21 protein-coding genes are annotated in these 23083 nt (G+C 71.0%); 13 read left to right on the forward strand and 8 right to left on the reverse strand.

Going from position 1 to position 23083, the window contains the following annotated elements:
* The first annotated feature begins 12 nt into the window (after positions 1-12).
* Positions 13-3774 carry a methionine synthase gene (gene metH / locus AB9M23_RS01275; RefSeq protein ID WP_372421836.1) on the forward strand — a complete coding sequence of 1254 codons (3762 nt, stop codon included), beginning with the start codon at positions 13-15 and terminating at the stop codon, positions 3772-3774.
* 276 nt (positions 3775-4050) lie between these two features.
* A complete protein-coding gene (locus tag AB9M23_RS01280) occupies positions 4051-4572 on the forward strand; it encodes a hypothetical protein (RefSeq protein ID WP_372421837.1) in 522 nt (173 codons plus the stop codon).
* Between the two features lie 78 nt (positions 4573-4650).
* Here the strand turns inward: AB9M23_RS01280 and AB9M23_RS01285 are convergent, their stop codons facing one another.
* Positions 4651-5307 carry a class II aldolase/adducin family protein gene (locus AB9M23_RS01285; RefSeq protein ID WP_372421839.1) on the reverse strand — a complete coding sequence of 219 codons (657 nt, stop codon included), beginning with the start codon at positions 5305-5307 and terminating at the stop codon, positions 4651-4653.
* On the reverse strand, positions 5304-6407 hold the full coding sequence (gene mtnA, locus AB9M23_RS01290) for an S-methyl-5-thioribose-1-phosphate isomerase (protein WP_372421841.1): 1104 nt from the start codon (positions 6405-6407) through the stop codon (positions 5304-5306). Before mtnA ends, AB9M23_RS01285 begins: the two co-directional genes overlap by 4 nt.
* A gap of 429 nt (positions 6408-6836) precedes the next feature.
* On the opposite strand from mtnA, the gene AB9M23_RS01295 reads away from it, so the two are divergent.
* From AB9M23_RS01295 to AB9M23_RS01310, 4 genes are all read left to right on the forward strand, one after another.
* Complete coding sequence (locus tag AB9M23_RS01295) at positions 6837-7652, forward strand: glutamine amidotransferase (protein ID WP_372421843.1); 816 nt, start codon at positions 6837-6839, stop codon at positions 7650-7652.
* Between the two features lie 88 nt (positions 7653-7740).
* The gene (locus AB9M23_RS01300; RefSeq protein WP_372421844.1) at positions 7741-7962 is read left to right on the forward strand and encodes a hypothetical protein; all 222 of its coding nucleotides are present in this window, start codon (positions 7741-7743) and stop codon (positions 7960-7962) included.
* Positions 7963-7965: 3 nt separating this feature from the next.
* Positions 7966-8223 (forward strand): SWIB/MDM2 domain-containing protein, encoded by a 258-nt coding sequence (locus AB9M23_RS01305; RefSeq protein ID WP_372421846.1) that lies wholly within the window; start codon positions 7966-7968, stop codon positions 8221-8223.
* Between the two features lie 84 nt (positions 8224-8307).
* On the forward strand, positions 8308-8955 hold the full coding sequence (locus AB9M23_RS01310; protein WP_372421848.1) for a trimeric intracellular cation channel family protein: 648 nt from the start codon (positions 8308-8310) through the stop codon (positions 8953-8955).
* Between the two features lie 4 nt (positions 8956-8959).
* Here the strand turns inward: AB9M23_RS01310 and AB9M23_RS01315 are convergent, their stop codons facing one another.
* Complete coding sequence (locus AB9M23_RS01315; RefSeq protein WP_372421850.1) at positions 8960-9868, reverse strand: aldo/keto reductase; 909 nt, start codon at positions 9866-9868, stop codon at positions 8960-8962.
* A 247-nt stretch (positions 9869-10115) separates the two neighbouring features.
* Between AB9M23_RS01315 and AB9M23_RS01320 the strand changes: the two genes are divergently transcribed.
* Positions 10116-11075 carry a C45 family autoproteolytic acyltransferase/hydrolase gene (locus AB9M23_RS01320; RefSeq protein ID WP_372421851.1) on the forward strand — a complete coding sequence of 320 codons (960 nt, stop codon included), beginning with the start codon at positions 10116-10118 and terminating at the stop codon, positions 11073-11075.
* A 20-nt stretch (positions 11076-11095) separates the two neighbouring features.
* Here the strand turns inward: AB9M23_RS01320 and AB9M23_RS01325 are convergent, their stop codons facing one another.
* Entirely contained in the window at positions 11096-11818 is a 723-nt protein-coding gene (locus AB9M23_RS01325) for an SDR family NAD(P)-dependent oxidoreductase (protein WP_372422601.1), read from the reverse strand.
* A 311-nt stretch (positions 11819-12129) separates the two neighbouring features.
* Between AB9M23_RS01325 and AB9M23_RS01330 the strand changes: the two genes are divergently transcribed.
* Complete coding sequence (locus AB9M23_RS01330; RefSeq protein WP_372421852.1) at positions 12130-13521, forward strand: hypothetical protein; 1392 nt, start codon at positions 12130-12132, stop codon at positions 13519-13521.
* Between the two features lie 101 nt (positions 13522-13622).
* On the opposite strand, the gene AB9M23_RS01335 is transcribed toward AB9M23_RS01330, so the two are convergent.
* The 3 genes from AB9M23_RS01335 to AB9M23_RS01345 form a co-directional block, all read right to left on the reverse strand.
* Entirely contained in the window at positions 13623-14291 is a 669-nt protein-coding gene (locus AB9M23_RS01335; RefSeq protein ID WP_372421853.1) for a response regulator, read from the reverse strand.
* Positions 14292-14441: 150 nt separating this feature from the next.
* Positions 14442-15554, reverse strand: a complete 1113-nt coding sequence (locus tag AB9M23_RS01340) for a CaiB/BaiF CoA transferase family protein (protein ID WP_372421855.1) — start codon at positions 15552-15554, stop codon at positions 14442-14444.
* 22 nt (positions 15555-15576) lie between these two features.
* Entirely contained in the window at positions 15577-16623 is a 1047-nt protein-coding gene (locus AB9M23_RS01345) for an AEC family transporter (protein ID WP_372421856.1), read from the reverse strand.
* Between the two features lie 166 nt (positions 16624-16789).
* On the opposite strand from AB9M23_RS01345, the gene AB9M23_RS01350 reads away from it, so the two are divergent.
* On the forward strand, positions 16790-17830 hold the full coding sequence (locus tag AB9M23_RS01350; RefSeq protein ID WP_372421857.1) for an HpcH/HpaI aldolase/citrate lyase family protein: 1041 nt from the start codon (positions 16790-16792) through the stop codon (positions 17828-17830).
* Between the two features lie 69 nt (positions 17831-17899).
* On the forward strand, positions 17900-18229 hold the full coding sequence (gene hspQ, locus AB9M23_RS01355) for a heat shock protein HspQ (protein ID WP_372421859.1): 330 nt from the start codon (positions 17900-17902) through the stop codon (positions 18227-18229).
* 86 nt (positions 18230-18315) lie between these two features.
* On the opposite strand, the gene AB9M23_RS01360 is transcribed toward hspQ, so the two are convergent.
* Complete coding sequence (locus tag AB9M23_RS01360; protein ID WP_372421861.1) at positions 18316-19011, reverse strand: invasion associated locus B family protein; 696 nt, start codon at positions 19009-19011, stop codon at positions 18316-18318.
* A gap of 229 nt (positions 19012-19240) precedes the next feature.
* Between AB9M23_RS01360 and AB9M23_RS01365 the strand changes: the two genes are divergently transcribed.
* The 3 genes from AB9M23_RS01365 to AB9M23_RS01375 all read left to right on the forward strand — a co-directional run bounded on the left by AB9M23_RS01365 (position 19241) and on the right by AB9M23_RS01375 (position 22975).
* Complete coding sequence (locus AB9M23_RS01365; protein ID WP_372421863.1) at positions 19241-21127, forward strand: extracellular solute-binding protein; 1887 nt, start codon at positions 19241-19243, stop codon at positions 21125-21127.
* 27 nt (positions 21128-21154) lie between these two features.
* Complete coding sequence (locus AB9M23_RS01370) at positions 21155-22456, forward strand: AMP-binding protein (protein WP_372421865.1); 1302 nt, start codon at positions 21155-21157, stop codon at positions 22454-22456.
* A 159-nt stretch (positions 22457-22615) separates the two neighbouring features.
* Entirely contained in the window at positions 22616-22975 is a 360-nt protein-coding gene (locus AB9M23_RS01375; RefSeq protein WP_372421866.1) for a hypothetical protein, read from the forward strand.
* The last annotated feature ends 108 nt before the right edge of the window (positions 22976-23083 follow it).

Raw genomic sequence — 23083 nt, forward strand, 5'->3', positions numbered from 1 at the left:
GAGCGCATCCCCATGTCCGACGTCCGCTCCGACATCCGCCCCGCCGACGGCGCCGAGGTCCTGGCCGCCCTGAAGGAGGCCGCCCGCGAGCGCATCCTCGTGCTCGACGGCGCGATGGGGACCGAGATCCAGAACCGCAAGTTCTCGGAGGCCGACTTCCGCGGGGACCGGTTCCACAACCATCCCAACGACCAGAAGGGCAACAACGACCTCCTGATCCTCACCCAGCCCGACGCGATGCGCGACATCCACCTGGACTATTTCCGGGCGGGGTCGGACATCGTCGAGACGAACACCTTCTCGGGCACGCGCATCGCCCAGGCCGACTACGGCATGGAGGACATCGTCTACGAGCTGAACCGGGAGGGCGCGCGCCTCGCCCGCGAGGCGGCGGCGATCGCGGCCGCCGAGGACGGGCGCCGGCGCTTCGTCGCGGGGGCGGTCGGGCCGACCAACCGCACGCTCTCGATCTCGCCGGACGTCAACAACCCCGGCTATCGCGCGGTGACGTTCGAGCAGGTGCGCGACGCCTATGCCGAGCAGATCCGCGGGCTCGTCGACGGCGGCGCGGAACTGATCCTCGTCGAGACGATCTTCGACACGCTGAACGCCAAGGCCGCCATCGCGGCGGCGCGCGCGGTCTTCGCCGAGCGCGGGGCGGAGCTGCCGCTGATGATCTCGGGCACGATCACGGATCTGTCCGGGCGCACGCTCTCGGGCCAGACGCCCGAGGCCTTCTGGCACTCGGTGCGGCACGCCGCGCCCTTCACGATCGGGCTGAACTGCGCGCTCGGCGCGAAGGAGATGCGCGCCCACATCGCGGAGATTTCGCGCGTCGCCGACACGTTCGTGTGCGCCTACCCGAATGCGGGGCTCCCCAACGAGTTCGGCCTCTACGACGAGAGCCCGGAGGCGACCGCCGCCATGGTCGGCGAGTTCGCGCAGGCCGGGCTCGTCAACATGGTCGGCGGCTGCTGCGGCACCACCCCGGCGCACATCCGCGCGATCGCTCAGGCCGTGAAGGGCAAGGCGCCGCGCGTCGTCTCCGAGAAGCCGCCGTTGATGCGGCTGTCCGGCCTCGAGCCCTTCACGCTGACGAAGGACATCCCCTTCGTCAACGTGGGCGAGCGCACCAATGTCACCGGCTCGGCCAAGTTCAGGAAGCTGATCACCAACGGCGACTACGCGGCCGCCCTCGACGTGGCCCGCGACCAGGTGGCGGCCGGCGCGCAGGTGATCGACGTCAACATGGACGAGGGCCTGCTCGATTCGAAGAAGGCGATGGTCGAGTTCCTCAACCTCGTCGCCGCCGAGCCGGACATCGCCCGCGTGCCGGTGATGATCGACTCGTCGAAGTTCGAGGTGATCGAGGCCGGGCTGAAGTGCGTCCAGGGCAAGGCCATCGTCAACTCGATCTCGATGAAGGAGGGCGAGGACGCCTTCCGGGCGCAGGCGCGCATCTGCCGCGACTACGGCGCGGCGGTCGTCGTCATGGCCTTCGACGAGCAGGGCCAGGCCGACACGGCGGCGCGCAAGATCGAGATCTGCGGGCGCGCCTACCGCATCCTCGTCGACGAGGTCGGCTTCCCGCCCGAGGACATCGTCTTCGACCCGAACGTCTTCGCGGTGGCGACCGGCATCGAGGAGCACGACAATTACGGCGTCGACTTCATCGACGCGGTGCGCGCCATCCGTACGACCCTGCCGCACGCCCACGTCTCGGGCGGCGTGTCGAACCTGTCGTTCTCCTTCCGCGGCAACGAGCCGGTGCGCGAGGCGATGCACACCGTTTTCCTCTACCACGCCATCCAGGCGGGGATGGACATGGGCATCGTCAACGCCGGCCAGCTCGGCGTGTACGACAAGCTCGACCCGGAGCTGCGCGACCTGTGCGAGGACGTCGTCCTCAACCGCCGTTCCGACGCCACCGAGCGCCTGCTCGAGGCCGCCCCGCGCTTCAAGGGCGACGGCTCCGGCGCGGCGCGGGTGCAGAACCTCGAATGGCGCGGCTGGCCGGTGGAGAAGCGGCTCGAGCACGCGCTCGTCAACGGCATCACCGACTTCATCGTGGAGGACGTGGAGGAGGCGCGGCAGGCGGCCGAGCGTCCGCTGCACGTCATCGAGGGCCCGCTGATGGCGGGCATGAACGTCGTCGGCGACCTGTTCGGCGCGGGCAAGATGTTCCTGCCGCAGGTGGTGAAGTCGGCGCGCGTGATGAAGCAGGCGGTCGCGCACCTCACCCCGTACATGGACAAGGAAAAGGAGGAGATGGGCCTCGTCGACAAGCCGGCGGCGGGCAAGATCCTCATGGCCACCGTCAAGGGCGACGTGCACGACATCGGCAAGAACATCGTCGGCGTGGTGCTGGCCTGCAACAATTACGAGGTGATCGACCTCGGCGTCATGGTGCCCGCCGCGAAGATCCTCGACGAGGCGAAGAAGCACGGCGTCGACATCATCGGCCTGTCGGGCCTGATCACGCCCTCCCTCGACGAGATGGTCCACGTCGCCTCCGAGATGGAGCGCGAGGGCTTCGACATCCCGCTCCTCATCGGCGGCGCAACCACGAGCCGGGTGCACACGGCGGTGAAGATCCACCCGTCCTACGCCAAGGGCCAGACGGTCTACGTGACCGACGCGAGCCGCGCGGTGGGCGTCGTCTCGAGCCTGCTCTCGGACGAGCAGAAGGGTCCCTACGTCGAGACCCTGCGCAAGGAATACGCCCGCGTGGCGGACGCCCACGCCCGCGCGGAGCAGGACAAGCAGCGCCTGCCCATCGCCAAGGCGCGCGAGAACGCGACGAAGATCGACTGGTCGGGCTATTCGCCGACCAGGCCGAGCTTCACCGGCGCGCGGGTGTTCCGCACCTACGACCTCGCCGACCTCGTCTCCTGCATCGACTGGACGCCCTTCTTCCAGACCTGGGAGATGAAGGGCCGCTACCCCGCGATCCTGGAGGACGAGAACCAGGGTCCGGCGGCGCGCCAGCTCTTCGAGGACGCGCAGGTGATGCTGCGCGACATCGTCGAGAACCGCTGGTTCACGCCCAAGGCGGTGATCGGCTTCTGGCCGGCGAACAGCGTCGGCGACGACATCCGCCTCTATACCGGCGAGAGCCGGCAGGAGACGCTCGCCACCTTCCACGGCCTGCGCCAGCAGCTCGTCAAGCGCGACGGGCGGCCCAACCAGTGCATCTCCGACTTCGTGGCCCCGGCCGAGACGGGGATCGCGGACTATGTCGGCGCCTTCGTGGTGACGGCCGGCCTCGAGGAGGTGCGCATCGCCGAGCGCTTCGAGCGGGCCAACGACGACTACCGCTCGATCCTGGTCAAGGCGCTCGCGGACCGCATCGCCGAAGCCATGGCCGAGCGCATGCACCAGCGGGTGCGCACCGAGTTCTGGGGCTATGCGCCCGACGAGGCGCTCACCGGCGAGGAGCTGATCCAGGAGACCTACCAGGGCATCCGCCCGGCGCCCGGCTACCCGGCCCAGCCCGACCACACCGAGAAGGAGACGCTGTTCTCGCTGCTGGGCGCCTCGAAGGCGATCGGGGTGACGCTGACCGAGAGCTACGCCATGTGGCCGGGCTCGTCGGTCTCGGGCCTCTACCTGGCGCACCCGCAGGCGCATTATTTCGGCGTCGCCAAGATCGAGCGCGACCAGGTCGAGGACTACGCCGCGCGCAAGGGCATGGACGTGCGCGAGGTCGAGCGCTGGCTCGCGCCGGTGCTGAACTACGACCCTTCACGGTATCTCGCGGCGGCCGCGGAGTAGGGGTGCGATAGGCGGCGCAATCCGAGTGAAGTCGCAGCTGACGCCGCGCTCGTGAAAACTCTGTCAGTTGCCTGGTGTTCAATTCAAGTGCGGCTGTCCGCACGAGCAGCCAAGGGCGGGAACCAACACATTGCTTTGCAATGGCTTTTTTGGGTGTCACGCCACACGCCCACGTGCATTCTATGGGCATTGCCTCAATGCTGCTTCATGGGTTGCAAATTTTGGCAACTCGTCATATTGCTGACGTCGCGTATCGTTCATAGCTGGGGTTTCGGGATGGCAACCTATCCAACTGACCGGAAGTTCGAATCGTCGGATGCCGAGTTCGGGTTAATCATCAGTTCCGAAGCGGGGCTCTCGTACGGCGACTTCGCCAGTGCTCTCAAGGATATCGAGAAGATTTTCTCCGCGTGTGCGAAAGAATTATCGGTCCGATCGAAGACTTCGAACAAGAAAAAGAGCGCGATGCTTGTCATAAAGGACTATAAACACGGTTCGATCGAGATCATTTCTAATCCGTATTTTCAAGGTATCATATCGGGCGTCGCTGTGCATGCGATTTGCTTGCTGTTCATTCACGTCCTAAGCAAGACCAATGATGCAAAGAAGAACAACGATACTTTACTCCAAAAAATTAGTAAGGATGTGATTTCTGGAGAGAAGCTTGCTGATGCAAGCGGTAAAGCTGTGGTTGCGACAACTTCGAGCCGGAAGGCCTTGAAAGAAAAGAAAAGGGCGTTCGGTCTACAATTGAGCATTAGATTCGAAGGCGAAATTTATGAACTTGGCGATGATTGAATTCGATCCCTCGACACCCGAAGGCGACATTCTTACTTTCGGTGACCTGAGATCAGAAGTCGGCCGCCGATAGTCAAATCACCCCACCTTCCCGTATCCGGCGAACTTCGCCGCCACCCGGTCCATCTCCTCGTCGTCGAGCACCACCGGCTCCAGGCCGGCGGCGAGGAGCGCGAGGTACTGCCCGGCGAGGTTCTCCACCTCGCCGGCGATGGCGAGCGCACCCTCCAGGCTCGCGCCGAGCGCGATCACGCCGTGGTTGGCGAGCAGCACCGCCTTGCGGCCCTCGAGCGCCCGCACGGCGTTGCCGGCGAGATCCGCCGAGCCGAAGGTGGCGTAGTCGGCGACGCGGACGTCACGCCCGCCGCAATAGGCGACCATGTAGTGGAAGGCGGGGATCGGACGGCGCGCGCAGGCGAGCGCGGTCGCCTTGGGGCTGTGGGTGTGGACGATGGCGCGGATCTCCGGCCGCGCCCGGTAGATCGCCGTGTGGAACGGCCATTCCGAGGACGGCCGCAGGCCACCCTCCGCCAGCGGCGCGCCGTCGAGATCGATCGCGACGATGTCGGCGGGCGTCGTCGCCGCGTAGGGCAGGCCGGAGGGCGTGATCAGGAGGCCCTCGTCCGTGCGCGCCGAGACGTTGCCGGATTTCGTCGGGCAGAAGCCGGCGCGATCCATCGCCTGCGCCACGCGCACGATCTCGGCACGCAGGCTCCCCGCATCGTGGCCCGTCATTCCGCCGCCGTCTGCACGTAGTCGGGATAGAGCCCGGCGATCCCCTCGCGGGAGGCCGGGCAGATGCCGCGCTCGGTGACGAGACCCGTCACCAGCCGGGCCGGCGTGACGTCGAAGGCGGGGTTGGCCGCCGGGCTGCCCGGGGCGACGACCCGCACGTCGCGCACGACGCCGTCGTCGTCGATCCCGACGAGGTTCGTCACCTCGCGCTCGGCCCGCTCCTCGATCGGGATCTCGGCCACGCCGTCGTGGAGCGACCAGTCGATCGTGGTCACCGGCAGCGTCACGTAGAACGGCACGCCGTTGTCGCGGGCGGCCAGAGCCTTGAGATAGGTCCCGATCTTGTTGCAGACGTCGCCGGAGGCGGTGGTGCGGTCCGATCCGACGAAGCAGATGTCGACGCGCCCGCGCTGCATGAGATGGCCGCCGGCGTTGTCGACGACGACCGTGTGCGGCACGCCGTGGGCGCCGAGCTCGTAGGCGGTGAGTGCCGCACCCTGGTTGCGCGGCCGGGTCTCGTCGACCCAGACGTGGACCGGCACGCCCGCATCGTGGGCCTGGTAGATCGGCGAGAGCGCGGTGCCCCAGTCCACCGTCGCGAGCCAGCCGGCGTTGCAGTGCGTGAGCACGTTCACGGTGCGGCCCGTGCGTCCGTGGATCTCGGCGAGCAGCCGCGCGCCGTGGATGCCGATGGCGTGGTTCTGCTCGACGTCCTCGTCGCAGATCGCCTCCGCCTCCGTCCAGGCGGCGCGCACGCGCTCGCGGCCCGACAGCGGGGCGAGCCGGCGCTCGACCCGCGCGAGCGCCCAGTGCAGGTTGACCGCGGTGGGCCGGGTCGCGCCGAGCACGCGCACGGCCTCGGCGAGCGCCGCGTCGGAGGAGTCGCGCTGCACGGCGAGCGCGACGCCGAAGGCGGCGGTGGCGCCGATCAGCGGCGCGCCGCGCACCTGCATCGTGCGGATGGCGGCGGCCGCCTCCTCCATCGTGGAGAGCCGCGTCAGCGTGAAGTCGAATGGCAGCTTCGTCTGGTCGATGATCGACACGCCCTCGCCGTCCTCGGCGGGGAAGATGGTGCGGTAGTGCCGTCCGTGAATCCGCATCGCGCGCCTCCGTTCCGCCGCCGTGCCCCCCGCGATCCGCCACCATAGGGACGCAGGGTCGCGGGCGCGTCAAGGCCGCTGGCGGCTTAACCCCGCGTTAACCATTGGCGGCGACCCTGTGCTCATGGCGAACCCGACGCGATCCAGGAACAGGCCCGATCACCCTCGTTCCGAAGGCGAGAGCCGGACGCGTCGCACCTCTAAGGCGGACCTCCGATGAAGATCTTCGTCACGACCCTCCTCGGAGCGTCCGCCATTCTCGCCTTCACCGGCGTGACGCTGTTCGGCCTCGGCGCGGGGGCGATCGTCCTCGTGGCGCTCTGACCGGTGCCCCGGGCAGCGCCCCGAGCGCCCGCCCTGAAAAGACCGTTTCACCGCGTGCCGAACGGCGGGGTTGAAACCGCGGCGCGGCGGGTCGACAATAGGGGCATGATCGAAGCCTCGCTTCCAGAGCCCATCTCGAAGAAGCCCGTCCTGGTCGTCCTGCATCAGGAGACCTCGGTTCCCGGGCGGGTCGGCACGCTGCTGCGCGAGCGCGGGCACCCGCTCGACATCCGCCGTCCACGCTACGGCGACCCGCTGCCGGGGACGCTCGCCGACCACGCCGGCGCGGTGATCTTCGGCGGCCCGATGAGCGCCAACGACCCGGACGACTTCGTCTCCCGCGAGATCGACTGGTGCGCCGTGCCGCTCTCCGAGGGAAAGCCCTTCCTCGGCCTGTGCCTGGGCGCGCAGATGCTCGCGCGCCACCTCGGCGCCCGGGTCTACCCCCACGCCGACGGCCGCTGCGAGATCGGCTACTACCCGCTCCTCCCCACCCGCGAGGGCATGCGCCTCTCCGAGCGGCTCGGCGTCGACTGGCCCGGGCACGTCTACCATTGGCACCGGGAGGGCTTCGACTGCCCGTCGGGTGCGGCGACGCTCGCCACGGGGGACGACTTCCCGGTCCAGGCGATCCGCGTCGGTCCCGCCGCCTACGGGTTCCAGTTCCACCCGGAGGTCACCTACGCGATGACCTGCCGCTGGACGACGCGCGCCCACGAGCGGCTGTCGCTGCCCGGCGCGAAGCCGCGCCAGGCGCATCTCGAGGGTCGGCTGATCCACGACGGCGCGGTGCGCGCGTGGCTGGACGCCTTCCTCGACCATTGGCTCGCCGGCGGCATGAGCGGGAGCGCGGAACGCGACGCGACACGGAGCGGCGGACATGCCATGATCGCACGTGCGGCAGCCGCGACCTCGCGCTGAGTCCGCCGGAACGAGTGCGGGCCGCTCCCCGTTGCCTGCGAGGGCCGCGTCACGGCCCGGAGCAACGACAACGGAAGGCGCGACCATCATGCGTGGCAATCCCATCACCGGCGCGGCGCGCGGCGTGAGCATCACGGACGCCGTCGAGCGCGGGCAGCGGATCCTCGAGGAGCGGCCCGAGCCGCGCGGGCGCGAGCGCTATGCCGGGCGCACCAACCGCCCGCCGCGCCCCGCCCCCCGCTCCACCGAGGGCGACGACGCCCCGGCGGACGAGGCCGCACAGACCGAGACCAACGGCGAGGAGACCTGAGCCATGGCCGAGAAGAAAGCCAATTCCGCCCTGATGAAGCCCCTGACCCCCTCGCCCGAGCTCGCCGCCGTGGTCGGCTCCGACCCGCTGCCGCGGCCGGAGGTGGTGAGCAAGGTCTGGGACTACATCAAGAAGCACGACCTGCAGAACCCGCAGAACAAGCGCGAGATCATCGCCGACGAGAAGCTGCAGCCGGTCTTCGGCAAGGACCGCGTGACCATGTTCGAGATGAACAAGCACCTCTCGCGCCACCTGCAGTGACCTCCCCCGGGGCGAGCACGGTGCTCGACAGCGCCGCGCCCGCCCGGCATGGTGCGCGTCCCGCCCCGCGAGACGCGTCCGCCCATGCCCGCCTTCGATACAGCCCTCGCCGTCCTAGACTGGCTCGGCCTCGTCGTCTTCGCCGTGACCGGCGCGCTCGTCGCCTCGCGCAAGGAGATGGACATCGTCGGCTTCGTGCTGCTCGGCACGGCGACGGGCATCGGTGGGGGGACGCTGCGGGACCTCGTGCTCGACGTGCCGGTGTTCTGGACGGTCGAGCCCGCCTACCTGACGACCTGCGTCGCCGTCTCCTGCCTCGTCTTCTTCACCGCCCACATCCCGCAGTCGCGCTGGGTGCTGCTGCTGTGGTTCGACGCCGCGGGGCTGGCGCTGTTCGCCGTGGCGGGCGCCGAGAAGGCGCTCGCGGCGGGCACGGGGCCGGCGGTGGCGATCTTCCTCGGGGTGGCCACCGCCACCTTCGGCGGCATTCTGCGCGACGTCATCGGCGCGGAGCCCTCGATCGCGCTCCGGCGCGAGATCTACGTGACCGCGGCCCTGCTCGCGGCGGCCGCCTACGTCTCGCTGGAGGCGGCGGGCGCGCCCCGCGAGGTGGCGATCGGCACGGGCCTCGCCGCCGGCTTCGCGCTCCGCGGCGCCGCCCTGCGCTATGGCTGGTCGCTGCCGCGCTACCGCCCGCGGCCGGGGCGAACGCCCGACGAGATCGGGCGGTGAATTCTCACGCCACCGCCCGCCCCCGCGCCGCCTCTAGCAGCGCGAACCAGTCCTGCCGCTCCATGACGACCGCAGCCGCCGCCGCGAGGTCGGCGATACGCGCGGGGCTCGTCGTGCCGATCACCGGAACGGGGCGCGACGGCAGGCGCATGAGCCAGGCGAGGGCGAGCGGGCCTGGGCCGGAGAGGGCATACGTCGCGCACAGCTCCGCCATGGTGCGCCCGAGCGGCCCCTCCGGCGGGCTCGCGAACAGGCGCCCGCCGCCGAGCGGCGACCAGATCATGGGGGCGATGCGCTCGGCCTGGAGATGGTCGAGAAGCCCGCTCTCGAGCGGGTCCGTGTGCAGGAGCGAGAGCTCGATCTGGTTCGTCACGAGCGGGAACGGCAGCCGTGCGGCGAGGAGGCGCATCTGCTCGACCGTGTGGTTCGACACGCCCGCATGCGCGATCTTGCCCTCCGCGACGAGCCCGGCGAGGACGCCGGCGACCTCGTCGGCGTCCATCAAGGGGTCGGGGCGGTGGAGGAGGAGCACGTCGATGCGCTCCACGCCGAGGTCTGCGAGCGAGCGCTCGACGCTGGCGCGGACGTGGGCCGCGCTGGTGTCGTAGTGCTTGACCCGGTGCGCGGGGCGCGCCGGCGAGGCGAGGGCGATGCCGCACTTCGTCACGACCTCGATGCGCGCCCGCAGGGCGGGCGCGAGCCGCAGCGCCTCCCCGAACAGCACCTCGACCCCGTACTGCCCGTAGATGTCGGCGTGGTCGAAGGTGGTGATGCCGTGGTCGAGGCAGGTCTCGATCATCCGCAGGAGCCCCTGCGGCGTGCGTGTCGCCTCCGCGTCGCGGGCGCGCCAGGCGCCCCAGACGAGTCGCGAGAGCGTGGGGCCGCCCGGGTGGAGGCGCTGACGCTGGACCATGGTCGACCTTTCCTGCACGACGGATCATCGGTGCCGCCGCCGACCGTCACGCGCGTGATCGTATGCACGCGCGGCCGGCGGAGCGCTTTCTCCTTCCCCTACAGGGAAGGAGAGTCGGCTGCATTCGGCCTCGTCGAGGTTCTGGCTACCCCGCAGACGCGGTCGGCGCAAGGACGGCGGGCCGGTTGCGCCGGGCCGGAAAATTCTTCTACGGTGCCGGCTCGAACGCCGGCCGGAGGGAAGCGCGATGGAGCTCGTGGCGATATCCGAGGAGCGGCCGGGGCCGAAGTGGCGGGCGCGCTTCGAGGCGCTCTGGCCGCGGTATCGTCCCTGGTTCGCGCCCGCCGCCGACGACCCGCCGCTCGCCGTGCGCCGCGCCGCGCTCGCCGCGCACATGCCCGAACTCGTGCCGGCTTGGGAGTGTGCCTGCGAGCTGGCGGGCGACGATCCCGTCGCGCACGCCCTCCTCACGGGCTGGTCGCCCCCGCCGGTGGTGACCGGCTGCTCGGTGGCGATCTCGCCGGAGGCGGAGCCGGTGATGATCCGCAACTACGACTTCGGCTCCGGCTTCTTCGAGGGCACGCTCCAGCACGGGCGCTGGGCCGGGGGGCCGCGGGTGATCGCGTCGAGCGAGGCGCTGTTCGGCGCGCTCGACGGCGTCAACGACGCCGGGCTCGCCGCCGCGCTCACCTTCGGCGGGCGGCCGGTGGTCGGGGCGGGCTTCGGCAATCCCTGGCTCGTGCGCTACGTGCTCGAGACCTGCGCCACCGTGCCCGAGGCGATCGCGGCGCTCACGCGGATCCCCTCCGCCATGGCGACGAACATCGTCGTGCTCGATCGCACCGGCGCCCATGCCGTGGCCCTGCTCGCGCCGGATCGCGAGCCGGTCGTGCTCGAGCGCCCGGTCGTGACCAACCACCAGCGCGTCCCGGAATGGCCGGCGGGGGACACGGCGAGCGAGACGGTCGAGCGCTGCGAGCTCCTGACCCGCCTGCGCGAGACGCCCGGCACCGGGCGCGCGGAGATGATCCGCGCCTTCCTCGCCCCGCCGATCCTGCGGCGGGACTTCGCGGGCGTGATGGGCACGTTCTACACCGCCGTCTACCGCCCCGCCGCCGGCGCCGTCGACTTCCTCTGGCCGGACCGGCCGGCGTGGGCGCAAGCGGTCGGGGCCTTCGCGGAGGGCGTGCGGGAGATCCCGGGCTGAGGCGTCCGCCACGGGCGCGCTCAGACGTGCTGACCGCCGTTGATGTGCAGCTCCGCGCCGTTCACGTAGGAGCTCGCGTCCGTGCACAGGAAGTAGATCGCCTTGGCGACCTCGTCGGGCGTGCCGAGGCGGCGCATCGGGATCTGCTCGACGATCTTCTCCGTGCCGGGTGACAGGATGGCGGTGTCGATCTCGCCCGGCGAGATTGCGTTGACGCGTACCCCGAGCGGACCGAAATCGCTCGCGAGTTCGCGGGTCAGCGCCGCGAGGCCGGCCTTCGAGGTGGCGTAGGCGGCGCCGGCGAAGGGGTGGACGTTGGCGCCGGCGATCGACGTGACGTTGACGATCGAGCCGCGGGCGCGCTCGAGCTCGGCGCGCAGGCCCTGCGCCAGCAGCACCGTGGCGAACAGGTTCACCTGGAACACGTGCGCCCAGGTCTCGAAGGGCGTGGCGAGCGCGCTCAGCCGCGACCCGCCGGGGCCCTTGGGCGAGATGCCGGCGTTGTTGACGAGCGCGTGGAGAACGGCGCCCTCCAGCTCGAGCCGGCTGCGCACGTCGGTGATGGCGCGCATCGTGTCCTCGGCGCTGGAGAGGTCGACCTGGAGGTGGTCCTCCGGCCCCATCTCCCAGGGGCAGTTCTCGGGGAAGGCGTGACGCGAAGCGGTGATGACGCGCCATCCGGCGGCGGAGAAGCGCTTCACCGTCGCATGGCCGATGCCGCGGCTCGCTCCGGTCAGGAGCATGATGCGGCGGGGAGCGTTGGGAATGCGGGGTTCTTGCACGGGAGCCTCGTCCGAAAGGGGCGAGCGGGAAGCTAGCACGGAAGCGCGCGGCTGCCACGTCCGCATATGGTGTGATAGATTTGCGATCATAGCATGAATTAAAAATATATATAATACACTCGATGCGTCACGTTAATGATTTAGATGAGTTAGAATCCGTAATGGTAAGGTCGCAGAATTAACCATGCATATCCTATTTGCAGTTGACTAGCTGCAAAATGCTCCGTTATCATCCGCCCAGATGCGAATGGCACCAACGGGATGGATATACCATGACCGGAACGGCAGGAGTGACCTCGCAGGGCGGCGTCGGCCAGGGCAACGGCAGCAGCTGCCAGGACGACTTCGACCGCGCCTTCCGCAACGCCCAGGCGGGCATGTCGGCGAGCATGAACGCCGGGACGGCCGCGAACGGCAACGGCGCCTTCGGCGGCTACGGATCGAGCTGGGGCGGCCTCGATCCCGGCGGCTACGCCGGCAGTGGCATGGGTGGCTTGGGTCGCATGGGTGGCTTGGGTGGCTTGGGCTACGGCCCGGCGCCGGCGGCCGGCGGCTGCGCTCGCACCGGCGGCTCGAGCTGCGGCTGCAACGGCAACGTCTCCTCCTTCATGGGTACGACCTCCGGCGGCGCGCCGTTGTCGAGCTTCGACTTCATGTCGGGCTCCGGCACGGCGACCATGGGCGGCATGGGTGGGATGGGCACCGGCATGGGTGCGGGCTCTCCCGACACGCTGGGCGGCTACGGCGGCTTCGGCGGCGTGCCGCGCCTGTTCAACGGTTATCCCCCGGTGCCGAGCCTGTCCGGAAACGGCATCAGCGCTCAGCCCGGCATGATGAACGGCATGTCGGGCATGGCCGGGATGGGCGGCATGGGCGGCATGCACTCCATGGGTGGCATGGGCGGCATGGGTGCCATGCACGACGGGCACGGCTACTACGCGCTCGACGGGATCGGGATGGTTCATGCCAAGGACCAGCTGCGCGACGGCGCGCACCTCACCGACAACCGCTTCTTCGAGCGCGTCGCCAACGGCCAGTTCGGCGCCTTCAGCGGCGTGTCCCTCGACCAGGCGGCGAACGGCGACCTCGAGGGCCGAGTCTACATTTCCGGGCACCCGGCGGCGTTCCATCAGCTCTACGACGAGGGACGCGCGCAGGGCCTCGCCGGCGAGGCGCTCAACCAGTACATCGCCGAGGAGCTGACCAACGTCAACGACATCGACGACATCGATCAGCGCTACTACGACATCTGGGAGGCGCGCGGCTACCCGCCGCCGACCCGCGACCACGACCTGCACAACACCGGCTCGATCGCCGCGGTGCTGCGCCCGGGCCAGAGCCTCTCGCTCACCGGCGCGCACCAGTACGACACCATCGACGACGAGACCTACAACTTCACCGACGTGCAGACCGACGAGCGCGGCACCTTCGTCGAACTCTACCGCCTGTCGAACAACAACGACAGCGGCAACGGCCACCACGAGGACCTCGTCCTCGCAGCGAAGATCTACCTCGACCAGAACGAGATCGAGCGGCTCGCCAACGGTGCCGATCCGCTCGACATCGCCAACGCGCGCGTCCGGGTGGACGACGACGCCGACGACTACCGGATCTCCACGGGCGCGATTCGGATGATGGCCTACTGGGGCATGCCGATCTACTGAACGAACCGGTGGGCGCGCCCGCGACGCGAGAACTCCGCCGCATCCTGCCGACCCGAGCGGGGGACTGGCGGGGCTCCGCCCGTCGGGCCATCGCCGTGCCTTCAGCCGATCGGGGCGGAGGCCTTCGCGGTCGCGCCGATCTTCGAGGCCGCGATCACCGCCTGCGTGCGGCTCTCGACCCCGAGCTTCTGCAGGATGGCGGAGACGTGCGCCTTCACGGTCGCCTCCGAGACGCCGAGCTCGTAGGCGATCTGCTTGTTGAGGAGCCCCTCCGAGAGCATCATCAGCACGCGCACCTGCTGGGGCGTGAGCGTCGCCATGCGGCGGGCGATCTCGGCGGCCTCGTCGTCGTCGTCCGCGGCGAGGTCGACGTCCGGCGGCGTCCAGCTGTCGCCGGCGAGCACCGCCTGGACGGCCGCGCCGATCGCCGCCGTGTCGAGTGACTTCGGGATGAACCCCGAGGCGCCGAAGCCGACGGCGCGGCGGATGACCACCGGGTCCTCGTTGGCCGACACGATCACGACCGGGATGTCCGGGTGCTGGGCACGCAGGTAGATCAGGCCGGAATAGCCCTGGACGCCGGGCATCGTCAGGTCGAGCAGGACGAGGTCGACGTCGGAGGATTCGGCGAGGGTGGCAGTCAGCTCGTCGAGGCCGCCGGCCTCGATCACCCGCGCGTCCGCGAGGACGCCGGTGACGGCCTGGCGCAGCGCGCCGCGAAAGAGCGGATGGTCGTCCGCGATCACGATCGTCGTGCCAGCCTTCTCCACACGTACCTCCCGAACCCGCCCCGCGGCCCGGCCGAGCCTTGCCGAGCTCGGCCTAGCCTAGCCTGGAGCGACGGAAAGCGGAATTCCGCAGCCGGCGCAAGAGGGGGCGAACACGCAGGCGCGGTGAGATCGCGCCCGAATGCACGCCGCTCAGCCCCGCGCAGCCGGCGCCTCCCCCACCCGGCGCGGCGCGTCGGGATCGCGGCGCAGGGCGCGGGCGAGCGGCACGTCGCACAGCGGCATCGCCACGCCGTCCCAGTCCGCGCGCCCCGCGAAGAGGCCGCGGGCGACGAAGTGCGGATCGCACGCGGCTTCCTCCAGCGTGCGCACGACCGTCGCGCAGCAATCGAGCGGCTCCAGCGTCGCGCGCCAATGCGCGCCGTCGCGGGCCCGCACGATCGCGGCGACCGCCGCCTTCGTCGCGGCGGGGTCGCGGGCGTCGTCGCGCAGCTCCGGCGCGAGGCCGAGCCCCTCGCAGGCGCGCGCCCAGAACTTGTCCTCGAGCGCGCCGAGCGCGAGGTAGCCGCCGTCGGCGGTGGCGTAGAGGCCGTAGCGCGGGCTCGCACCGGTGAGGAGGCCCCCGTGCGGTCCGGGCGCGCGCCCGGTCGCCGCCAGCTGCGCCCGCGCCAGCCAAGCGAAGGTCGCCATCGCGTCCGTCATCGCGACGTCGAGGAAGGCGCCCTCGCCGCCGAGGTCGCGCAGGCGCAGCGCCAGCAGGATGTCGATCACCGCCGGCAGCGCGCCCCCCGCGATGTCGGCGACGAGCGCGGCCGGCGTCGCCGGGTGGTCCGGCGCGCCCGGCGCGAGCGAGAGGAGGCCGCCGAGCGCCTGGTAGTTGATGTCGTGCCCCGCCTCGAGCGCCCGCGGCCCCTCCTGCCCGTAGCCGGTGATGGCGCAGACGATCAGGCGCGGATTCAGCGCGCGCAGCGCCTCGCGGCCGAGCCCGAGGCGCTCCATCACGCCGGGGCGCATCTGCTCCACGAGCACGTCCGCCTCCCGCACGAGGACCTCGAGCCGGGAGCGGTCCGCGGGGTCCTTGAGGTCGAGCGGGAGGATCTCCTTGCCCGCGTTGAGCATGGCGAAGGGAACGGAGCGGCCCGCCACGAAAGGGGCGAAGCCGCGCATGTCCTCGCCGCCCGGCCGCTCGATCTTGATCACCCGCGCGCCGGCCTCCGCGAGCATCAGGGTCGCGAGCGGCCCGGGCAGGAGGGTCGAGAGATCGAGGACGGTGACGCCCTCGAGCGGCAGGCGGCGTGCGGCCATGCGATCGGCTCCTCCCGGGCCTTCAGAACAGGTCGTGGGGCAGGATGCCCGTCTCGATCAGCCAGAGGAACCCCGTCAGCGTCACGACGGAGGCGATCGTGCCCACGAGCACGCAGGCGGAGGCCCGCTCGACGCCCACGCCGTACTGCGTCGAGATGACGAAGATGTTGAGCGCCGGCGGCAGCGCCGCCATCACGATCGCGGCGAAGACCCAGGCCGGCGAGAAGTCGCCGACGATCGAGAGCAGCACCCATACGATCAGCGGGTGGACGACGAGCTTGACGAAGACGAGGATGGGCACCTCGACGGGGATCCTCCGCACGCGCCCGCCCGGCCGCGCCGGAGTGGTGCCGGTGTCGGCCTTCGGGCTGGTGGCGGGCGTCTCGGCGGGCGCCGCCGGCGCGGGCCTGAGCGCCACCGTCACCCCGAGCAGGAACAGGGCGCAGGGCGCCGCCGCGTTCGAGAGCCACAGCGTCATCTTGTCTATGGCGGTGGGCGGCGTCCAGGCGAAGTAGCTCGCGCCGACGCCGATGACCGTGGCGACGTTGAACGGATGCGTCGCGATGCGGAAGGCGACCTCGCCGGCGGTGGCGAGCATGCTCTTCTTCTCGACGCCGGCCACCGCCATCAGGAAGGGCACGAGCGAGAACAGGAGCAGCGAATCGAACACGAAGATCAGCACGACCGGCGGGCTCGCCGCCGGCCCGAGCGCGGCGAGCACGAGCGGCGGACCCATGTAGCCGATGTTCGAGTAGGAGCCCGCGACCCCCTGCATCACCGATTGCGGCATGTCGCGGGTGACGATCATGCCCACCGCGAAGGCGATCGAGAAGGCGACGTAGGTCGACAGCGTCGTGACCGCGATGAAGGGCCAGTTCGCCAGCTCCGAGATCGGCTCGCCGGCGATCAGGCGGAAGAACAGGCACGGCAACGAGACGTAGATCAGGAAGAACTGCATCCACGAAAGCCCGCTCGCCGGGCGCGGCACGAAGCGTCCGCAGGCCCAGCCGAGCGCGATCAGGCCGAAGAAGGGGGCGAGGAGGTCGAGGAGCCCGACGAGGTCGGACATGGGCGATTCCGGGGACTTGGCGCGGGCGGGGCGGAACGCCGGCTTCTCTCGCAGGGAAACGGCGTCCGGGCAACCGCGAAGGTCGCATGGCAGCCGCCCATCGGCTAATGGCCGCGCGCCCGCCCGCGGGTTATGTCGTGGGCTCTCGAGTCGAGGGAGACCCCGCATGAAGAGCCCCCGCCGCTTCTACCAGCCGCTCGCGCTCGGCGCGCCGGAGCCCTGGCGCGAGCCGCCCGTACGGCTCGAGCGGATGATCCACTTCGTGCCGCCGCACGTGGAGAAGGTCCGCGCCAAGGTGCCGGAGCTGGTCTCCAAGGTCGACGTGATCCTCGGCAACCTCGAGGACGCGATCCCCGCGGACGCCAAGGAGGCGGCGCGCGCGGGCTTCATCGCCATGGCCCGCGACACCGATTTCGGCGACACCGGGCTGTGGACGCGCGTGAATGGGCTCAACTCTCCCTGGTTCCTCGACGATCTCGTCGAGATCGTCGCGGCGGTGGGCGACAGGCTCGACGTGATCATGGTGCCCAAGGTCGAGGGGCCGTGGGACATCCACTACGTCGACCAGCTCCTCGCGCAGCTCGAGGCGCGCCACGGCGTGCGGCGGCCGATCCTCGTCCACGCGATCCTGGAGACGGCGGAGGGCGTGAAGAACGTCGACGCCATCGCCGCCGCCTCGCCGCGCATGCACGGCATGAGCCTCGGCCCCGCCGACCTCGCCGCCTCGCGCGGCATGAAGACGACGCGCGTCGGCGGCGGCCATCCCGACTACCGGGTCCTCTCCGATCCGGACGGCGACGCGCCCCGCGCCTCCGCGCAGCAGGACCTGTGGCACTACACCATCGCGCGGATGGTCGACGCCTGCGTGTCCTGCGGGCTCAAGGCCTTCTACGGCCCCTTCGGCGACTTCTCCGACCCGGACGCCTGCGAGGCGCAGTTCCGCAACGCGTATCTCCTGGGCTGCGCCGGGGCCTGGTCGCTGCATCCGAGCCAGATCGCCATCGCCGCGCGCGTCTTCGCGCCGGAGGTCGACGAGGTGCTGTTCGCGAGGAAGATCCTCGACGCCATGCCCGACGGGACCGGCGCGGTGATGATCGACGGCAAGATGCAGGACGACGCCACCTGGAAGCAGGCGAAGGTCATCGTCGACCTCGCGACGATCGTGGCGCGCAAGGACCCGGAGCGCGGCGCCGCCTACGGGCTGTGAGGCGACGCATGCCCATTTGAAAGCCCGGCGCGCGCGGCCTATCTTCCTCGTCGGAGGTGAAGATCACCAATGACGCTGCGTGTCGCCAAGTTCGCCATCGGCCAGGTCGTGCGCCACCGGATCTATCCGTTCCGGGGCATCGTCTTCGACGTGGACCCGGTCTTCGCCAACACCGAGGAATGGTGGCTCGCCATCCCCGCCGAGGTGCGCCCGCGCAAGGACCAGCCGTTCTACCACCTGCTCGCCGAGAACGCGCAGACCGAGTATGTCGCCTACGTCTCGGAGCAGAACCTCGTGCCGGACACCTCCGAGGAGCCCCTGCGCCACCCGATGATCCCCAACATGTTCGACCGGGGTGCGGATGGGAGCTACCGGGCTAAGACGGTGGCGGCGAATTGAGCCGCTGACGTCGCCTCGCGAACGCAAGACGCCGGGCGCGGGGCCCGGCGTCCCGTGTTCTCACGGCCGTGAACCGGTTGCGACGCTCACTGCGGCGCGGCCGTGTCTCCGCTCTCCTGCTCGAGGCGCTGGCGCAGCTCCTCGGAGCGGCGCTGGAGCTCTTCCTGCAGGCGGCGCTGCTGAGCCTCGAGTTCGGCCGGGTCGACCGGGTCGCCGTCCCAGCCCGCGGTGAAGCCGTCGAGCGGGACCTGGAAGGTCACGACCTGCGCGTTCTGGTTCTGGACCGAGATGTTGAGGTTCGCCCCCGCCTTCATCTGGTCGACCATCTGCTGGGTGACCTGGGCCTCGGCGAAGCAGCCGTTGGGGAAGCAGACCGCGTAGGCGCCGTTCGTCGCCGCGTTCTGGTCGGCGGCGAAGCGGATGCCGGGCTGCAGCAGCAGGCCGAGCGGCATCAGGAAGCGGGCGACGAGCTGGTCCTCCTGCCCCTCCGGCGCGTCGATGTCGTAGATCGCGACCGCGAGCACGGGCTGGCCCTGGTCGGAGATGAAGTCGCGCGTGGTGTAGCAGATCTGGGCGCCGGACCCCTGGTCCTCGCCGCACAGCTTGGTCCAGCCCGTCTGCGAGGGCTCGGGCACCACCGGCACGACGTTGGGCTGGCCCGGCTGCGGGGCGGGAGCGGTCTGGGCCGAGGCCGCGAGCGGCGCGAGCGCGCCGGCCGCCACGGCGAGGGCGATCACGGAGCCGAGGCCCCGCTTGCGCGCGATTCGTGCCGGAAACGACATCCTGAAGTCCTCTTTCACGTCCGGAGGAAGGGTCTGGCGGGCGGACGAGGCGCTCGCCCCGCCCGGGCGCGCCGCTCATCGTCGTGCATTGAGGCGAGGGCGTGGCGCGGCCCGCGTCCTTGTAGCGGCTCGCGCCGGCATATTCCAGTCGTTAACGCCGTTCTCGTCTATGCTAGCGTGAAGGCGCCGAATCGCGCCCGCCCGAAGCCGCGACGGAGGAACACGTCTCGTGCCCACACGCCCGCACCCCCTTCGCCGGCCGAGAGCGCCCTCGCCCGCGTCCGCGCTCGCGTCCCGCCTGCGCCGTGCCGCGCTCGCCGCCGGGCTCGTCGCGGCGCTCGCCGCCGCGCCCGCGGGAGCCCGGGACGCCGAGCATTCCGCAGAGGAACTCGCCCCGCGCCACGGGATCGCCATGCACGGCGAGCCGGAGCTCGGCCCCGACTTCACGCACTTCCCCTACGCCGCGCCGGACGCCCCGACGGGTGGGCGCGTGGCGATGGCCCTGCAGGGCACGTTCGACGGGCTCAACCCCACGATCGTGCTCGGCGTGGCGCCGGACCTCGCCCAGAAGTTCGTCTGGGAGAGCCTGATGCAGCGCTCGCTCGACGAGCCGTTCACGCTCTACGGCCTCGTCGCGCGTTCCGTCGTGATGCCCGAGGACCGCTCCTTCGCCGAATTCGCGCTCGACCCGCGCGCCACCTTCTCCGACGGCGAGCCGCTGACGGCCGACGACGTGAGGGTCTCCTTCGAACTGCTGCGCGAGAAGGGCAAGCCGTACTTCCGCGGCAATTTCGGCAAGGTCGCCGTCGTCGAGGTGATCGACGACCACACGATCCGCTTCGACTTCGGCGACAGCGGCGACCGGGAGCTGCCGCTCCTCGTCGCGATGATGCCGATCTTCGCCACCCACACGATCGATCCCGAGACGTTCGACCAGACCTCGCTCGTGCCGCCGATCGGCTCGGGACCCTACGCCTTCGCGCAGGTCGCGCCGGGCGAGCGGATCGTGCTGCGCCGGCGCGACGACTACTGGGGCGCGGAGCTGCCCGTGATGCGCGGCATGAACAGGCCCGACGAGATCCGCTACGAGTTCTTCCGCGACGCCAACACGATGTTCGAGGGCTTCAAGACCGGCGTCTACGACCTGCGCGTCGAGGGCGACGCCACCCGCTGGGCCACCGGCTACGACTTCCCGGCGATTCGCGACGGGCGCATCGTCAAGGAGGAGGTGCCCCAGCGCACGCCCCAGGGCATGAACGGCTTCGTCTTCAACACGCGCGAGGACCTCTTCGCAGACCGGCGCGTGCGGCAGGCCCTCGGGCACCTATACGACGTCGAGTGGGTGAACCGGAACCTGCTCTTCGGCCTGTTCCAGCGCGCCGGCTCCTATTTCGACGGCTCGGACCTCTCCGCCCGCGGGCGCCCGGCGAGCGAGGCGGAGCGCGCGCTGCTCGCGCCCTACGCCGACGCGGTCCTGCCCGAGGTCATGGACGGCACCTGGCAGCCGCCGGCGAGCGACGGCTCGGGCCGCGACCGCGGCCAGATCCGCGAGGCCATGCGGCTCCTCGCCGAGGCCGGCTGGCGGCTCGACGGCGGCGTCATGCGCAACGTCGAGACGGGCGCGCCGATGACCTTCGAGTTCCTCGCGGTCAACCGCCAGCAGGAGCGGCTCGCGCTCAACTTCGCCGACGCGCTCAAGCGCGTGGGCATCGACATGGCGATCCGGCTCGTGGACGACGCGCAATATTGGCGCCGCCTCGCGGATTTCGACTACGACATGATCCAGTGGACCTGGCCCGCCTCGCTCTCGCCGGGCAACGAGCAGGTCAACCGCTGGACGAGCGCCGCCGCCGAGCGCTCGGGCTCGCTCAACTTCGCCGGCGCCCGCGAGCCGGGTATCGACGCCATGATCGCCGCGATGCTCGCCGCCACCGAGCGCGACGACTTCGTCGACGCCGTGCGGGCGCTCGACCGGCTGCTGATCTCGGGCACCTACGTCGTGCCGCTCCACATCCAGGCGAACACCTGGCTCGCCTACGACGCGGGCCTCGAGCGGCCCGACCCGGCGCCGCTGCGCGGCCTGCCGATCGAGGTCTGGCGCCGCAGCGGAGGCTGAGCGCGGATGCGTAGCGGGGGAGGAAGCATGGCTGCGACGGCGATCCACGGTGCGCGGGAGGCGAGCGTCGCCCACGACGACACGGCGACCGCGCCGCCCCCGGGCGGGCTCGGCGCGCTCTTCGCGGAGCGCGCGGCGCAGACGCCGGGCGCGCTCGCCTTCGTCGACCAGGCGGGGCGCGAGGCCTGGTGCGGGCGCCCGCGCATCGCCTGGAGCTACGGCGCGGCGCAGCCGATGATCGAGCGCCTCGCCGCCTTCTTCGCGGGGCTCGGCCTCGCGCCGGAGGCGCCGGTGGCGGTGTGCCTGCCCGCCGGCTCCGAGACGCTGCTGACGCTGCTCGCGCTGGAGCGCGCGGGCCTGACGACCTGTCTCCTGCCGCTCGCCTGGCCCCGCGACGACCTCGCCCGCGCGGTGGAGGCCACCGGCGCCGTCGCCGTCGTGACGCAGAGCGTGGTCGGGGCGCTCAAGCCCGCCGAGACCTTCCGCGACATCGCGATGGGCTATTACGGCCTGCGCTTCGTCACGGCCTTCGGGCCTCAGCCGCCCGACGGCGTGCTCGACCTCGACCGGGTGATGATCGACGAGCGCCCGATTCTCGCCGGCGGCGGCGAGGGTGCGGGCGAGAAGGCGGCGGGGGCGAGGGAGGCGCCCGCGCCGCGCGAGCCCGGGATCGTCACCCTCGCCCGACGGGAAGAGGAGATCGAGGCCGCCTTCCGGCCGGCTTCCTCCTGGATCGCGGCGGCCCGTGCCTTCCTCGATGTGGCGCAGTACCAGCCCGGCGAGCGCATCGTACACCTCGTCGCCCCCGACGACCTGATGGGCCTCGCCACCGGCTTCCTCGCCGCGCTGCTGACGGGGGCGCCGCTCGAGCTGCACGGGCTCTTCGACGGCCCCGCTCTCGCGGCGAGCCTCGCCCGTGGGGAGCCGACGCGTCTCGTCGCGCCGGGCTGGATGGAGAGCGCGCTGGCCGCCACCGCGCTGCCGCCGAGCGTGCGGGGCCTCGTCCTCCTGCACGCGGCGCCCACGCGCTTCCGGGCGCGCGCCGCCGCCGCCGGGCCGATCGTCGACGTGCTCGCGCTGGAGCCGTGGGCGCTCCTGACCCGCGCGCGGGCCCGCGGCGGCCAGGTCGCGCTACGGCTCGACGCCCGTTCGGGCGCGGATACAGACCCGCTCGTGCGCCGCAGCGAGGAGGGCCGCCTCTCGGTGCGCGGCGCCTCCACGCGGGCGCGGCGCGTCGTGCGCGGACAGGTCGAGGCCGAGGTGCCGGAGTGGCGCGAAACGCCTTGGCGCGCGGATGTTTTCGCCGGCATCGTCATCGGCGTGTCCTGAGCGCGCGCCCGCCTCCCGACGGCGGCGCCGCCCACGCATGCGGCACGCCGCAGCGCACAATTTCAGCGCCCCACGGGAGCTTTCGGGGTGGAACGGCGGTGCGAAATGTGCGTTGATGAGGCGGCTCCGGATGACGGGGTCGCGAGACCGGCGAAGGCGATGACCCCTCTCCAACGCATCCTGATCGTCGACGACGGGGACCGCGACGCGGACGCGGCGCTCTCCGCGGAACTGGCGGAGCTCGGCTACGCCTCCGTCACCGCCTCGCTCGACGCGGCGGACGAGGTGCTCGCCGTGATCCCGACGCCCTCCGCCATCGTCCTGCAGATCCCCCGCGGCGCGGGTGCCGCCGCCCGCGCCCGCTTCCAGAGCCTGGCCGATCGGCTCTCCGCGCGCCGCGGCGAGGCCGGGCCGCCGGTCATCGTCGTGGACGCGGCGAGCCTGTCCGGGTCCGGCGCCTTCGCCCGCATCCTCGAGAGCCAGGTCGGCGTCGGCGCCTTCGCGGGCCCCGCTCGCTGAAGATCGGGGGCGCGTCGCCCGGCACCGGCACCGGCCCCCACCACCGCGCCCCACCACCGCCCCCACGCCCGTCCTCGAGGTTCGCGATCGGTCGCCTCGCGTCGGCGT

The sequence above is a fragment of the Salinarimonas chemoclinalis genome (assembly GCF_041514305.1).
Taxonomy (GTDB): Bacteria; Pseudomonadota; Alphaproteobacteria; order Rhizobiales; family Beijerinckiaceae; genus Salinarimonas; species Salinarimonas chemoclinalis.

Excerpts from the sequence above, each read along its gene's own strand:
- AB9M23_RS01340 (WP_372421855.1), bottom strand. The coding sequence starts at position 15,554 with ATGGCCGCACGCCGCCTGCCGCTCGAGGGCGTCACCGTCCTCGATCTC.
- AB9M23_RS01320 (WP_372421851.1), top strand. The coding sequence starts at position 10,116 with ATGGAGCTCGTGGCGATATCCGAGGAGCGGCCGGGGCCGAAGTGGCGG.
- AB9M23_RS01350 (WP_372421857.1), top strand. The coding sequence starts at position 16,790 with ATGAAGAGCCCCCGCCGCTTCTACCAGCCGCTCGCGCTCGGCGCGCCG.
- AB9M23_RS01300 (WP_372421844.1), top strand. The coding sequence starts at position 7,741 with ATGCGTGGCAATCCCATCACCGGCGCGGCGCGCGGCGTGAGCATCACG.
- AB9M23_RS01345 (WP_372421856.1), bottom strand. The coding sequence starts at position 16,623 with ATGTCCGACCTCGTCGGGCTCCTCGACCTCCTCGCCCCCTTCTTCGGC.
- AB9M23_RS01360 (WP_372421861.1), bottom strand. The coding sequence starts at position 19,011 with ATGTCGTTTCCGGCACGAATCGCGCGCAAGCGGGGCCTCGGCTCCGTG.
- AB9M23_RS01280 (WP_372421837.1), top strand. The coding sequence starts at position 4,051 with ATGGCAACCTATCCAACTGACCGGAAGTTCGAATCGTCGGATGCCGAG.
- AB9M23_RS01375 (WP_372421866.1), top strand. The coding sequence starts at position 22,616 with ATGACCCCTCTCCAACGCATCCTGATCGTCGACGACGGGGACCGCGAC.
- hspQ (WP_372421859.1), top strand. The coding sequence starts at position 17,900 with ATGACGCTGCGTGTCGCCAAGTTCGCCATCGGCCAGGTCGTGCGCCAC.
- AB9M23_RS01310 (WP_372421848.1), top strand. The coding sequence starts at position 8,308 with ATGCCCGCCTTCGATACAGCCCTCGCCGTCCTAGACTGGCTCGGCCTC.
- mtnA (WP_372421841.1), bottom strand. The coding sequence starts at position 6,407 with ATGCGGATTCACGGACGGCACTACCGCACCATCTTCCCCGCCGAGGAC.
- AB9M23_RS01295 (WP_372421843.1), top strand. The coding sequence starts at position 6,837 with ATGATCGAAGCCTCGCTTCCAGAGCCCATCTCGAAGAAGCCCGTCCTG.
- AB9M23_RS01325 (WP_372422601.1), bottom strand. The coding sequence starts at position 11,818 with ATGCTCCTGACCGGAGCGAGCCGCGGCATCGGCCATGCGACGGTGAAG.
- metH (WP_372421836.1), top strand. The coding sequence starts at position 13 with ATGTCCGACGTCCGCTCCGACATCCGCCCCGCCGACGGCGCCGAGGTC.
- AB9M23_RS01315 (WP_372421850.1), bottom strand. The coding sequence starts at position 9,868 with ATGGTCCAGCGTCAGCGCCTCCACCCGGGCGGCCCCACGCTCTCGCGA.
- AB9M23_RS01305 (WP_372421846.1), top strand. The coding sequence starts at position 7,966 with ATGGCCGAGAAGAAAGCCAATTCCGCCCTGATGAAGCCCCTGACCCCC.
- AB9M23_RS01330 (WP_372421852.1), top strand. The coding sequence starts at position 12,130 with ATGACCGGAACGGCAGGAGTGACCTCGCAGGGCGGCGTCGGCCAGGGC.
- AB9M23_RS01370 (WP_372421865.1), top strand. The coding sequence starts at position 21,155 with ATGGCTGCGACGGCGATCCACGGTGCGCGGGAGGCGAGCGTCGCCCAC.
- AB9M23_RS01285 (WP_372421839.1), bottom strand. The coding sequence starts at position 5,307 with ATGACGGGCCACGATGCGGGGAGCCTGCGTGCCGAGATCGTGCGCGTG.